Annotated in this window: 1 protein-coding gene and 1 riboswitch; the gene reads left to right on the top strand. The window is 68.9% G+C overall.

Annotated features, from left to right (window positions below; all coding sequences use genetic code 11):
* Nucleotides 1-10: 10 nt before the first annotated feature.
* Nucleotides 11-85: riboswitch (cyclic di-GMP riboswitch) on the top strand.
* Between the two features lie 163 nt (nucleotides 86-248).
* Nucleotides 249-14,882 (top strand): autotransporter-associated beta strand repeat-containing protein, encoded by a 14,634-nt coding sequence (locus GRI75_RS09675; protein ID WP_160746776.1) that lies wholly within the window; start codon nucleotides 249-251, stop codon nucleotides 14,880-14,882.
* Nucleotides 14,883-14,940: the final 58 nt, after the last annotated feature.

Below are 14,940 nucleotides of genomic sequence, written 5' to 3'. Positions count from 1 at the left end.
CCCTCTCCTTATCAAAACGTGGCAAACCGTCGGCGACGGCGGGACGCAAAGCCTCCGGACTCTTCGAGTTAGCGGGGCCGCCAGCCAGGGGGCTGTATGAGAGGGTCGCAGCGCTGTAGTTTTCGTTCCGGCCCCGTGTCGCCGCCGTTCGGCCCCGCGACCGTTCGCTCCTGCACATTACCGCACCGCACCGACGCCCATGGCCGGCAACTGCCGGGCGGATGGGCCCTGTCCGAAGGGGATCACCGATGAGGCTGAAGAGCAAGCATGCCGGCCGCCGCGGCGGGATGAGGACATCGGCACGCCTGCTCTGCGGCGCTTCGCTGACGGCGGTGCTGATGGCGCTGCCGACGGCAGCACTGGCGCAGGATGCGAACCGCAACTGGGACGCCAACGGCACGAACAGCGGCAACGGCGGCACCGGCACCTGGAGCACCGATCCGGTTCCGGCCAGCCAGACCTGGAGCCCCAACACCAACGGCATCAGCGGCCCTTATAGCGTCTGGGACAACTCACTGCTCGACAACGCGATCTTCGGCAGCACTGCGGGCACAGTGACGCTTGGTACCCCGATCACCGTTCACAACATCACATTCAACTCGCACAATTACGTCCTGACGGGCGGCACGCTTACGCTCGGCGGGACGACACCGACGATCGGGGGCGCCGGCAACGCAACGATAGCTTCCACGATCAACGGCCTGTCCGGCCTGACGAAGACCGGGACCGGCACGCTGACGCTGACCGGCAACAACACGTTCGCCAACAGCTTCGACGTTACCGGGGGGAGCCTGGTCCTCTCCGGAAGCAACACGTTCTCCGGGGACGTGGATGTCACGGGAGCGTCCTTGACGCTCGGCGGCGCCAACACCTTCACCGGTGACATCAACGTGACGACCGGCACCCTGACGGTCAGCCATGCCTCTGCGCTGGGGAACGCGAGCAACGCGATCAATCTCTCGACCAATGCGCTGCTCAACAGCAGCGTGAGCCTGGCCGGCCGCACGATCGACCTGGTGAGCGGCGAAGGGGGGATCCAGGGCCAGGCGGGGAGCGGGCACTTCACCGGCGCGGGCTCTCTTCTGGTCTACGGCGGCGTGACGCTGAGCGACGACACCAACGACTTCACCGGCAACGTCCGCGTGTTCGTGAACGATGCCACCGCCAGTTTCTCGTCCATCGCCGATGCCGGCCTCGCAAGCGCCGTCGGGGCCGGGGACACGATCCACATCCAGGGCTGGAGCCATGCCGCCTTCGCAGGAGAGCGCGCTGACGACGACTTCTTCAGCTACACCGGCGCCGGCCCCGCCAGCACCGATCGCAAGTGGGTGATCGAGCCAGGGGCGCCGAACGGCGGTCCCAGCGGAGAAGGCGTCTTCATCGGAAACGCCAGCAGCAACGGCGCGAAGCTGACGCTGACCGGCGACATCGAGGGCATCGGGACCCGCCTGCCGGAATCGATGGGCCTCTGGGCCGGAACGGGCGACATCGACGCGCTGGGCGTGATCAGCTCCAACAATGCCCGAACGGTCGAGTTCGCGGGAACGGGCGCCAGCCGCATCATCACGCTCGGCACGCAGAACAGCTTCACGGGCGCAGCCCTGATCACGAACGTCACCGTCAAGGCCGCGTCGATCCAGAACAGCGGAGTGGTGAGCTCCCTGGGAGCGGGTTCGGACATCTGGGTCGCCGGTGTCCTCAGCTACACCGGCGGCGCGACGAGCACCGATCGCACCTGGAGCCTGACCGGCTCGCTCCTAAACGACGGCACGGGCGCGATGACGCTCGAAGGACCGGTCACCGTCACCAACTCCACCCCGACGCTCGGCGGGTCCTACACGGGTGGAGCCAACCGGATCACAGGGGCCATCACCGGAACCGGCGGCCTGACCATGAACGGTCCCGGAACCTGGGAACTGGACGCCGACAACAGCTTCACCGGGGCGGTCAACGTCCAGAACGGAACCTTGCGGGCGGCCCGCACTACCGCGCTCAGCGGGACGACGTCGGTCAGGACCGACGGGGGGACCTTGGACCTCAACGGCGCCAGCCTGGCGCTGACGACGATCGCCGGCAATGGCGGCACGATCTCCCTGGGCAGCGGCGCCAGCCCGACGCCATCGGGCGCGGTCACCATCACCAACGCGGCCGCCCAGAGTTACAGCGGCGCCTTCACCGGCTCGGGTGCGCTCACCAAGCAGGGGCTCGGCGTGCTGACGCTGACCGGCGCCAGCAGCTTTACCGGCCCCACCAGCGTGCAAGCGGGCACGCTGAAGGCGGACTTCAGCCTCTCGGGCTCGATCAACGACAACATCCTGTCGGCTTCGTCGGCGATCACCTTGTCGAACGGCAGCATGCTGCACGTCAAAGGCGCGGCGGGCGAGACCAACAACCAGACCATCGGCGGCCTGAACATCACCTCGGGCGCCAACACGGTCAGGGCCGAGGTGCTTACCGGCGGCACGCTCAACCTCTACCTGGGGGCGATCAGCCGCACGGGCGGTACGGTCAATTTCGACCTGATGCCGGATGGCAGCGGCAATGCTGTCCTGACGACGTCCAACGCGGACGGCAAGCTGGGCGACTGGGCGATGATCGACAACGCCAATTTCGCAAAAGTCGTGGCCGGCCGGATCGTTGCTTTCGACAACACCGACTATACCAACAAGGACGACGCGGGGACCTGGTCGGCCACCGAGTTCATCAACGACGATCAGAACGTTGCCAACACGCCTTTCTTCGGCACCATAGGCAGCAGCGTCCAGATCGCCGGCCTGCGCTATAACGCGAACGCCCATTCGACGGTTACCGTCGCCAACGGACAGACGCTGGGCATAGACGGAGCCATCCTGGTCACCCCCTCCGTCGCTGGGCGCTTCCTGACGATCACGGGCGGCCGGGTCACCGGCGCTGCGGGTGGCGGCACCGTGAGCGTGCAGCAGAACAGCACCAGCGTCCTGACGATCGGCTCCACTATCGTCGACAATGGCGGCGCCACGGGCTTCACCAAGGGCGGCACGGGCCGGGTCCAGCTGGGCGGACTCAACAGCTACACCGGGGTCACGACGCTCAGCCAGGGGAACCTGCTGATCGGCACCCTGGCCAATGGTGGCTCCGCCAGCTCGATCGGCGCCTCCAGCGCCGACTCCGCCAACCTCGTGCTGCAGGGCGGCGCCCTCCAATATGTCGGCGCTACGGACGCGATCACCGACCGGGGCTTCACGCTGGTGAACGCCGGTCTCGGAGTTCCCTCGATCGAGGTGAGCTCCGGCACCACGGTCGAATTCCAGGGCCTGGTCACCAGCACCGACGATCAAGGGCTGACCAAGACCGGCGCGGGCCGGCTCACGCTTTCCAACGGCGGGAACGACTATGTCGGCGTGACTACCATCGCCGGCACGTTGTCGGTCGACAATCTTGCGAACGGCGGGCTCGCCAGCGGCATCGGTGCTTCGAGCGCGGCTTCCGCGAACCTGGTGCTGCAGAATGGCGGCGAGCTCGAATACACCGGCGCTACGGGCAGCACCGACCGCGGCTTCACGCTGAGCGGGGGCAGCGGGGCCCTCGACGTCACGCAACTGGGCACGGCCCTGACGATCGGCAGCAGCGGCGTCGTGGGCGCGGGTGCACTGACCAAGAACGGCGCCGGCACTCTGATCCTGTGCGGCAGCAACAGCTACAGCGGCGGGACGACGGTGGCCGCCGGAACCCTGCGGGCTTGCTCGACGAGCGCGTTCGGCTCCTGGACCATGACAGTCAATTCGGGCGCGACCCTCGATCTCGCGAATCTCGGCAACACCGTGCGCGGGCTCAACGGCGGCGGCACCGTAACCCTCGGCTCGGGTACCCTGACCACGAACGGCACGGGATCGTTCAGCGGCACGGTGAGCGGCACCGGCGGCCTGACCGTCCTTGCCGGCACGCAGACGATGAGCGGCTGCACGAGCGCATACACCGGCGTGACCAGGATCGACAGCACCTTGAGCGTGGCCTGCCTGCGGAACGGCGGGGTTGCCAGCGATATCGGCGCGTCGACCAGCGGGCCCACCAACCTCCTGATCAACGGCACGCTCCAATACACCGGCGGAAACGTGGTCACCAACCGCGGCTTCCAGACGACGAACGGTACGATCAACGTCTCCACGGCCGGAACCGTTCTCGGGTTCGCGGGGCAGGTTGCCGGCACCTCCGTGACCAAAAGCGGGGCCGGGACCCTGATCCTGTCGGGCAATAACACTTACGGCGGGGCGACCATCATCGCGGGCGGCACGGTACGGGCCGGGTCGAGCACCGCATTCGGAACAAGCGGCATCCGGCTCGACGGCGCCAATACGACGCTCGACCTCAACGGCTTCAACATCACCGCCGACTACCTGCACGAAGCCGCAGCACCGGCCAACAGGACCGTCAATCTCACCAACGCCACGCTGACGATCGACAGCAACGGCGGCGTCTACTCCGGCGCGATCATCGGCACCGGCAACCTGGTCCGGGGTGCGGGCGGCACGCAGACCCTCTCCGGCTGTGCGAGCAGCTATTCGGGCACCACGACGATCAGCGGCGCGAGCGTGCTCCAGGTCCACTGCCTTGCGGATGGCGGCAGCAACAGCTCGATCGGCGCGTCGGGTTCCGGGGCGGCCAATCTCGTGATCAGCGGCGGCAGCTCGCTACGATACCTGGGTTCGGGCGGCAGCACGAACCGGCAATTCACGCTCGGGACCGGCGGAGGCAGTCTGTACGCGTCGGGAACCGGCGCGATTGCCTTCACCAGCACGGCGCCCATCGCGCTGACCGGCACCAACGCTGCCCGAACGCTGACGCTGCGCGGCACCAACACGGGCAACAACCTCCTCGCTGGGCTGATCGCCGACAACGGCACCGGCAGGACTGCGCTCACAAAGACCGATGCCGGCACTTGGGTGCTGACCAATCCGAACAGCACCTACACCGGCATCACCACGATCAGCGGCGGCGTGCTCGGCGTCGACAAGCTGTCCAACGGGGGCTTCGCCAGCAGTATCGGCGCATCGACGGCCTCCGCGACCAACCTGGTCATCGGCAACAACTCCACCCTGCGCTACACCGGCGCGGGGGACACCACCAACCGTCTGTTCACCCTGTCCGCCGGCAACACGATCATCGAATCCTCCGGCACCGGCGCGATCGTCTTCACCGATACGGGCCCGGTGACGCTGCAGACCAACAATGCCAACTATGTCGTCGCGCTGGGCGGCACGAACACCGGCAACAACACGCTTGCGGGATCGCTGCGCAACGCCGGCACCGGCATCACCACGCTGGCGAAGAACGACAGCGGGACCTGGGTGCTGACCGGCGACAACACGTTCACCGGCAACACGGTGATCAACGACGGCAATCTCGTCATCGGCAACGGCGGCAACACCGGGAACGCCGGGGCGGGCAACGTCATCGTCGACAAGGTCACGTCGACGCTGTCGTTCAACCGGAACGACGCGTTCGGCTTCGCCGGCACGCTGAGCGGCCTGGGTTCGATCGCGCAGATCGGCACGGGAACCACCGTGCTGACCGCGGCCGGCAACAGCATCGGCGCGGCCCGTGTCGACGACGGCACGCTGCAGGTGGACGGCACGCTGCGGACGGCGACGCTGGCGATGAACGGCGACGGCACGCTCGCCGTCAACGGCATGGTCGAAGGTGCGACCGCCGGAGCGTCGTCCGCTCTCACGGGCAATGCCGGCGCGAGCACGATCACCGTCAACAGTGGCGGTACGCTGCGTGGCAACGGCGATCTCGGGGGCGGCGGCGACACGGTGGCGCTCGCGGGCACGCTCGACACCGTTGGCGGGACGCTCGCCCTCGGCGCCGGCGACGACCGGCTCGTCCTCGATGATCCGGCGGTGCTGACCGGTGGGGTCGTCGGCGGCGACGGGGCCGATACCCTGCAAGTGAACAACGCCGCCAATCGCGCGCTGACCGTGGCGCAGGTCGATGGGTTCGAAGCGCTTCACAAGACGCTTGGCGGCACCCTGACGTTGACCGGCGCGCACGACTTCTCCGGCGGAACGACGGTCGAGGCCGGCGTGCTGGCGCTCGGCGACGGCGTGACCGCGGGGTCGGTCACCAGCGACATCGTCGACCACGGGCAAGTGCACTTCAACAGCCCCGGCACGCAGACTTACGCCGGGACGATCACCGGGACCGGCCGCGTACTGAAGTTCGGCGGCGGCACGCTGATCCTGACCGGCGACAACGGCTATGCCGGCCGGACGAGCGTGGCCGCCGGCACGCTCCTGATCAACGGCAACCAGTCGGGGGCGACGGGCTTCACGACCGTCAGCGCCGGTGCGACGCTTGGGGGGAGCGGCACGATCGGCGGCGACGTGGTGATGGCCGCCGGGGCAACCCTGTCGCCCGGCAACAGCCCCGGCACGCTTACCATTGCCGGCGACCTGTTCCTCGATCCCGCCGCACAGCTCGATTTCGAGCTCGGCGAAGCCAATGTCGCGGGCGGTACGTACAACGATCTGGTCAACGTCGGCGGCGACCTGATCCTCGACGGCACGCTGAACATCACCGAGTCCATTGGCGGTGCCTTCGGCAGGGGGATCTACCGCCTGTTCAACTATGCCGGCACACTCACCGACAACATGCTCGACATCGCCGGCGCGCCGGCCGGGCTGACGATCCAGACGTCGGTGGCCAACCAGGTGAACCTGATCAACACCCAGGGCCTCGTGCTGCGCTATTGGGACGGCAGCGCCGGCCCGAAGGACAACGGCGTGATCGATGGCGGCGCTGGCACCTGGCAGGCGAGCAGCGGCAACGACAACTGGGCGGACGAGCTGGGCACGCCCAACGGCGGCTATCTCGATAGCTCGATCCCCGTGTTCCAGGGCGCCGCCGGTACTGTGACTGTCGACGAGGACCTCGGGGCGATCAATGTCTCGGGGTTCCAGTTCATCACCAGTGGCTATGTGATCGAGGGCGATCCGATCAACCTGGTCGAGCCGCAGACGGTCATCCAGGTGGGTGACGGCACTCCGGCCGAGACCGGCTACATCGCCACGATCGGCGCCGCGCTCGGCGGAACGGGGCAGCTCGCCAAAGCCGACGGCGGCACGCTCGTGCTCACGGGCACCAACAGCTACACCGGCGGCACCGCGGTCTTCAGCGGCACGCTTCGCATATCGAGCGACGGCAACCTCGGCGCAGCATCGGGCGGCCTCAGCCTCGAAGGCGGAACGCTCCACACCACGGCCACGATGGTCAGCGCGCGCAACGTCGCGATCAACAGCGGCAGCACGGTGCGGACCGATCCCGGAACGACCCTGACCCTGTCCGGCGCCCTCTCCGGTGCGGGGATGCTCACTAAAACGGGTACCGGCACCCTGACGCTGACCGGCGACGCCGCCCACACGGGCGGCACGGTCATCGCAGGCACCATGCGGATCGGCGATGGCGGCGCGACCGGCTCGATCGCCGGCCATATCGTCAACAACGGCACGCTGACCTTCGACCGCACAGGCGCGCTGAGCTACGGAGGCGCGATCAGCGGCGCCGGCGCCGTGAACCTGACTGGCGGTGCAATCTACGAGTTTACCGGCGCCAGCAGCTACACCGGCGGGACTAGGATCAGCGGCGCGGCGCTGGTGGTCTCGAGCGACGCGAACCTGGGCGACGTGGCGAGCTCCCTCACCCTGGACGGCGGCTTGCTCAGGAACACGGCGGCGTTCACAACCGCCCGCGCCGCGATCCTGGAGGCGGGCGGCGGCACGATCCACACCGATGCCGAGCTCACCTGGACGGGCACGATCACCGGTGCCGGCCTGCTCACCAAGACGGGCACTGGCTCGCTCCTTCTGACCGGCACCAACGACTATGCCGGCGGCACGGCGATCGACGGCGGGACGCTGGTCGTCTCCAGCGACGCGAACCTCGGCGACGCGGCCGGCGCGATCACTTTCGATAGCGGTAGGCTGAGGAACGCGGCGGCGTTCGCAACCTCACGAGCGGCGACGCTGGAGGCGGGCGGGGGCACGATCCAGACCGATGCCGACCTCACCTGGTCGGGCACGATCACCGGCACCGGTGCGCTCGCCAAGACGGGCGCGGGCACACTCGTCCTCACGGGTACGAACGATTACGCCGGCGGGACCACGGTTGGCGCGGGCACATTGCGGATCGGCGACGGCGGCACGTCGGGCAGCATCCTCGGCGATGTGGTCAACGATGCCGCACTGGTGTTCGACCGGTCCGACGATGTGACTTTCGGCGGGCTCGTTTCCGGCACCGGATCGCTGACCCAGGCTGGTGCCGGCACGCTGACGCTTACCGGCGTCAACAGCTACTTGGGGGGCACGACCGTCCGGACCGGCACGCTCCAGGTTTCGAGCGATGCCAACCTAGGCGACGCTGCGGGCGGGCTGACGCTGGACAGCGGCACGCTGCGGACCAGCGCGGATATGGCCAGCGCGCGGGGCGTCACCCTCGTCGGTCTGGCGAGTATCGCCCCGGATGCGGGCACCACGCTCGCCCTGGCCGGAGATATCGTTGGCACGGGCAGTCTCGACGTGGCGGGCGGCGGCACGCTCATCCTGTCGGGGACGAACAGCTATGCCGGCGGCACCAGCGTCGGCGGCGGCGGCACGCTGCTGATCGACGGCGACAACAGTGCGGTAACGGCCGGAACTTCCGTCCTCGGCGCAACCCTCGGCGGCACCGGCACGATCGGCGGCGACGTCGTCCTGGGGGACTTCGCTACGCTGGCGCCCGGCAGCAACGGGGTCGGCGCGCTGACCATCGGCGGCGACTTGCGGTCCGCGAGCTCGTCCAGTCGATTCCTGGCCCAGTTCGGCGAGGCGAATGCGCCCGGAAGCCCGCTCAACGACGTGGTCGATGTCGCCGGCGACCTGACGCTGGATGGAACGGTCGATGTGGCGGTTTCCCCGGGCGGCAGCTTCGCTCCGGGGGTCTACCGGATGTTCGACTATGGCGGCATACTCACCGACAACGGAATGACGGTGGGCCTGCTGCCGAGCGGCACCGCGTTCGTGCAGACCGCGATCCTGCAGCAGGTCAACCTGGTCAACACCGCGGGCCTGACACTGGATTTCTGGGATGGCGGCGCAGGCCCCAAGAACGACGGCCTGATCCAGGGCGGCAGCGGCACCTGGCGCGTCAGCGGTGGCGAGAACAACTGGAGCGATCTCGGCGGCTCGATGAACGCCGACTATGCGGACGGCAGCTTCGCGATCTTCCAGGGAACGGGCGGCACCGTCACGATCGACGATGCCGGCGGCGCCGTTTCGGCGGCGGGCATGCAGTTCGCGGCCGACGGCTACGTGATCGCCGGGGACATGCTGACGCTTACCGGCACGGACGCGTTCGTCCGCGTAGGTGACGGCAGCGCAAGCGACAGCGGCATCACCACCACGATCGGCGCGTCGCTCACGGGCTCCGCCGGGCTGGTCAAGGATCTTGCCGGCACCCTCGTGCTGACCGGCGCCAACAGCTACACCGGCGGCACGGCGATCGAGGGCGGCACGCTGCGCATTTCGGCCGATAGCAACCTGGGCGATGCGGCGGGCGGGCTGAGCCTCGACGGCGGCACGCTGAACACCACCGCGACGCTCACTTCGAACCGTGCGGTCACGCTTGCCGGCGCCGGAACTTTCCTGGCGGACGGCCCGACGACGCTCACGCTCGGCGGCGTGGTCGCCGGCGGCGGGGCGCTTACGAAAGACGGTGCGGGTACGCTCGTCCTGGCTGCGGCGAACGGTTACGCCGGCGGCACCACCATAGCCGCGGGCACGTTGCAGATCGGCGCCGGCGGCACGGCCGGCAGCATTGGCGGCGATGTGGTCAACAACGGGGCCCTGGCCTTCAACCGCTCTAACGATCTCACATTCGCCGGGGCGATCACGGGCGGCGGCGCGGTCGACCAGATCGGCGCCGGCACCACCATCCTGACGGCGGACAGCAGCTACACCGGCGGAACGACGATCGATGTGGGCACGCTCCGCCTGGGTGCCGGCGGCACGACCGGCGGCATCACCGGCGACGTTCTCAACGATGGCGCGCTGGTGTTCGACCGTTCGAACGCCGTGACGTTCGCAGGCCTGATCTCCGGCTCCGGCACGCTCGAGCAGGCCGGCAGTGGCACCACGATCCTGACCGGAAGCAACAGTTATGCGGGTGCGACGACGGTGTCGGGCGGCACGCTGTTGATCAACGGCGACCAGTCGGCGGCGGCCGGCCATACTATCGTGAACGTCGGGGGTTCTCTGGGCGGAGTCGGCACCATCGGCGGCAATGTGTCGGTCAATGATGGCGCTACGCTGACCCCCGGAGACGCTATCGGCGCGGGCACGCTGACCATCAATGGCGATCTCGGCCTGACCGCCGGATCCCGGCTCGCGTTCGATTTCGGCCAGTCGAATGTCGTGGGCGGTCCGCTCAACGACCTGGTGAGCATCGGCGGCGACCTGACGCTCGGCGGGACGATCGACGTGGCCGTGTCGCCCGGCGGCAGCTTCGACGTCGGCGTCTACCGGGTGATGAGCTATGGCGGCACGCTGACCGACAACGGCCTGGCGATCGGCACAATGCCGGCGGGGGCGATCGTCGCGGTTCAGACCACAATCGCGGGCCAGGTCAACCTGGTCAATTCCGCCGGCGCCACGCTCGCCTTCTGGGACGGCGCGGCGGGGCCCAAGCTGAACGGCTTCGTCGATGGCGGCAACGGCCTGTGGCAGAACAGCGCCGGCAACGACAACTGGGCCGACAGCGCGGGCGCGTTCAACGGGCCGTTCAGCGACGGACAGTTCGCAATCTTCTCGGCGGCGGCGGGCACTGTCACCGTGGACAACAGCCTCGGCGCGGTGGCCGCGGCGGGCATGCAGTTCGCGAGCGGCGGCTACAGGATCGCCGGCCAGGATATCGTGCTGGTCGGGCCGCAGTCGGTGATCCGCGTGGGTGACGGCACGGCCGCCGGGTCCGGCTTCGTCGCCACGATCGACGCGGCGCTCACGGGCGACAGCCAGCTGGTGAAGACCGACCTCGGCACCCTCGTGCTCGGCGGCACCAACAGCTATACCGGCGGCACGCTGATCGATCTCGGCACCCTGCGGATTGCGAGCGATGCCAGCCTTGGCGCTGCGGCCGGGGTTCTCGGCCTGGATGGCGCCACGCTTCATACCACCGCAAGCTTCAGCTCCGGCCGGACGGTCGACCTGATCGGCACCGGGACTTTCGTGACGGACGCCGACACCAGCCTGGCTTTGGCGGGCGCGCTGACCGGCGCCGGCAATCTGATCAAGGACGGTGCGGGCACGCTTGCGCTCGACGGCACGTCCAACCACACCGGCACGACGACCGTCCGGGCGGGGAGCCTGTTCATCAACGGCGACCTGTCGCTGGCCACCGGCCTCACCAGCGCCGCATCGGGATCGATGCTGGGCGGGACCGGCATCATCGGCGGCGACGTGGTCGTGGCCGATGGCGGCACGCTGGCGCCGGGCATCAGCGCGGGGACGCTGACGATCAACGGCTCCCTTTCGCTCTCGGCCGGATCGGTGCTGAACTTCGAGTTCGGAGAGGCGGACGCGGTGGGCGGGGCGCTCAACGATCTCGTCACTATCGGCGGCGATCTCGTGCTGGACGGCACGATCAACGTCGCAGTTCCCGTCGGCGGCACATTCGGCCCGGGCCTCTACCGCGTGTTCGACTACGGCGGCACGCTGACCGACAACGGGCTGGCGCTCGGTACGCTTCCGCCGGGCCACGTATCGGTCCAGACGGCGATCGCGGGCCAGGTCAACCTGGTCAACACCGCGGGCCAGACGCTGAACTTCTGGGACGGCGACGCCGGGCCCAAGAACAACGGCGCCGTCGACGGCGGCAGCGGCATCTGGCGCGTGGGCGGCGGCTCTGCCAACTGGACCAGCGCCTCCGGCTCGCTCAACGCCGATTACGCCCAAGGCGGCTTCGCGATCTTCGCCGGCGCGCCGGGTACGGTCACAGTCGACAGCGCGGGCGGCGATGTCCTTGCCTCGGGACTGCAGTTCGCGACCGACGGCTATGTCCTGCAGGGCGATGCACTCACGCTCACCGGCAGTGAGACCATCGTGCAAGTGGGTGACGGCAGTGCTGCAAGCGCCGGCTATGCTGCGACTGTGGCGAGCGAACTCGCCGGCTCCGGAGGGTTGGCGAAGACAGGCGCCGGCACGCTGATCCTTTCGGGCGCAGGCTCGTACATTGGCGCGACGAGCGTCGGTGCGGGCACTTTGCTGGTCAACGGCAACTACGCCGGGGCCGTGGGCGCCACCACAGTCGCTGGGGGCGCGAGCATCGGCGGCACGGGCACGATCGGCGGCGATGTGGCGCTCCTCGATGGAGCGACCCTGACCCCTGGTGCCGGCGGCGCGGGCACGCTCACCATCGCCGGCGATCTCTCGCTCGCGGCGGGCGCGACCCTCGCGTACGAATTCGGGCAGGCCGGGGCGGCGGGGGGCGGGCTCAACGACCTTGTCGATGTCGGCGGGAACCTGATCCTGGACGGGACGATCGACGTCACCGTGTCGGCCGGTGGCGCGTTCGACATCGGCGTCTACCGGGTGTTCGACTACGGCGGTGCGCTCACCGACAACGGCCTGGCCCTGGGGATCCTGCCCGCCGGGAGCAATGTCGCCGTGCAGACATCGGTCGCCGGCCAGGTCAATCTGGTCAACGCGGTCGATTCCGCCATCGCCTTCTGGGACGGCGCGGCCGGCCCCAGGAACAATGGCGCGATCGAAGGAGGCAGCGGCACCTGGCAGAACCGCAGCGGCAACGACAACTGGGCCAACGCCCAAGGGGCTGTGAACGCCGCCTACAGAGACGGCCTGTTCGCGGTGTTCGGCGCCGCCGGCGGTACGGTGACGATCGACGACAGCCTTGGCGCCGTTACCGCCGCCGGGATGCAGTTCGCCGCCGATGGCTACAGGCTCACCGGAGACGAGCTGGTGCTGATGGGGCCGCAGGCGATGGTCCGTGTGGGCGACGGCAGCGCGGCAGGCGCCGGGTTCACCGCGACGATCGACGCGGCACTTTCGGGCGACACCCAGTTGGTCAAGACCGACGCCGGCACGCTCGTGCTCGGCGGGACCAACAGCTACACCGGCGGCACGGCTATCAACGGCGGCACTTTGCAGATCGCCAGCGACGCCAATCTGGGCGCGGCGGCCGGCGCTGTGACCATGAGCGGCGGTACGCTCGCGACCAGCGCGACCCTCACGAGTGCGCGCGTCTTTGCGCTCACCGGTGCAGGAACGATCGCGCCCGCTAGCGGCACGGTGTTCACGCTGAGCGGCAGGATCACGGGCGCGGGCGCGCTCACCACGGCGGGTGGGACCCTGGTCCTCACCGGCGACAGTTCGGCTTACGCAGGCAGCACGCAAGTGCAGGGCACGCTGGTGGTGAACGGCAGCCTTTGCGGCGACGTGAACGTCCTCGCCGGCGCCCGGCTCGGGGGCACGGGCACCATCTGCACGACGGTCAACGCCGGAACCATCGCCACCGGCAATTCCATCGGCACCTTAACGGTGGCGGGCGACTATACCGGCACCGGAGGGGCGCTGGAGGTCGAGGCCGAGCTTGGCGGCGACGCTTCGCCGAGCGATCGCCTGGTGGTGACCGGCAACACTTTCGGCTCGACCGCGGTGACGGTCATCAACACCGGCGGGCTCGGCGCCCAGACGGTCGAAGGCATCAAGATCGTCGATGTCGGAGGCAGCTCGGCGGGGACCTTCACGCTCAACGGCGACTACCAGTTCGAAGGCAGTCCGGCGGTCGTTGCCGGGGCGTTCGGGTACCGGCTGTTCCAGGGGGGCGCGTCGACCCCGGCGGACGGCGACTGGTATTTGCGCTCGGCACTGCTCGACGGCCCGGGCGAGCCGCAGGCCCCGCTCTATCAGCCGGGCGTGCCGCTCTACGAAAGCTACGCCGGCACGCTGCAGAAGCTGAACGGTCTTGCGACGCTGCAGGAGCGCGTCGGCAACCGCCGGTGGTCGGGCTTCACGCAAGGCGGCGCGGGCATGTGGGGCCGCGCGGAAGGCCGTCGGTTCCGCCCGACGGTGGCGGTTTCGACCAGCGGCACCGATGTCGATACCGACACCTGGGGGCTCCAGGTCGGCCTCGACAAGGCGCTCCGGGACAGCAGCACCGGAACGCTCATCGCCGGGGTCAACGCCCGCCACGGATCGGCCGACGCGCGGGTCCGCTCGCGGTTCGGGAACGGCGAAATCGACACCCACAGCTATGGCATCGGGGCGACGCTGACCTGGTACGGCAGCGACGGCCTCTACGCCGACGCCCAGGCGCAGCTGAGCTGGTTCGAAAGCGACCTCGACTCGGCGGTGCTGGGGAGCCTCGCCAGCGACAGCGACGGTTCGGGCGAGGCCTTCAGCTTCGAGATCGGGCATCGCCTGCCGCTCGGCGGCCGCCTCAGCGTCACTCCGCAGGCGCAGATCGTCTACTCGAACGTGCGGTTCGACACCTTCACCGATCCCCACGATGCCGCCGTTTCCTCGCGCGACGGCGAGAGCTTGCGCGGGCGTGTCGGCCTCTCGATCGATCACGAGAACAGCTGGGAGCAGCCGAGCGGCGGGACCGTCCGCAACCACGTCTACGGCATCGTGAACCTGGAGTACGAGATGCTCGGCAGCACCATCGTCGATGTCTCGGGCACGCCGCTGCTGCGCCGCGAGCGCCGCCTGTCGAGCGAAGTCGGCCTGGGCCTCAGCCACACCTGGAACGAGGGCCGGTTCACGCTCTTCTCGGAAGTGTCCGCCAACACGGCCGTATCGGACTTCGGCAACAGCAACGGCTTCAAGGCCGACGCAGGGTTCCGGATGCGGTTCTGAGCCGAGGTTGCGTGGTCGCCTTGGGGCTGCGACCGCCCCCGCTGGCGCCTGGCTGTAA

Source organism: Croceibacterium soli (genome assembly GCF_009828065.1).
GTDB classification, from domain to species: Bacteria; Pseudomonadota; Alphaproteobacteria; order Sphingomonadales; family Sphingomonadaceae; genus Croceibacterium_B; species Croceibacterium_B soli.
The sequence above is the reverse complement of the archived record's forward strand: the minus strand, read 5'-3'. Positions and strand labels throughout refer to the sequence as shown.

Excerpts from the sequence above, each read along its gene's own strand:
- GRI75_RS09675 (WP_160746776.1), top strand. The coding sequence starts at position 249 with ATGAGGCTGAAGAGCAAGCATGCCGGCCGCCGCGGCGGGATGAGGACA.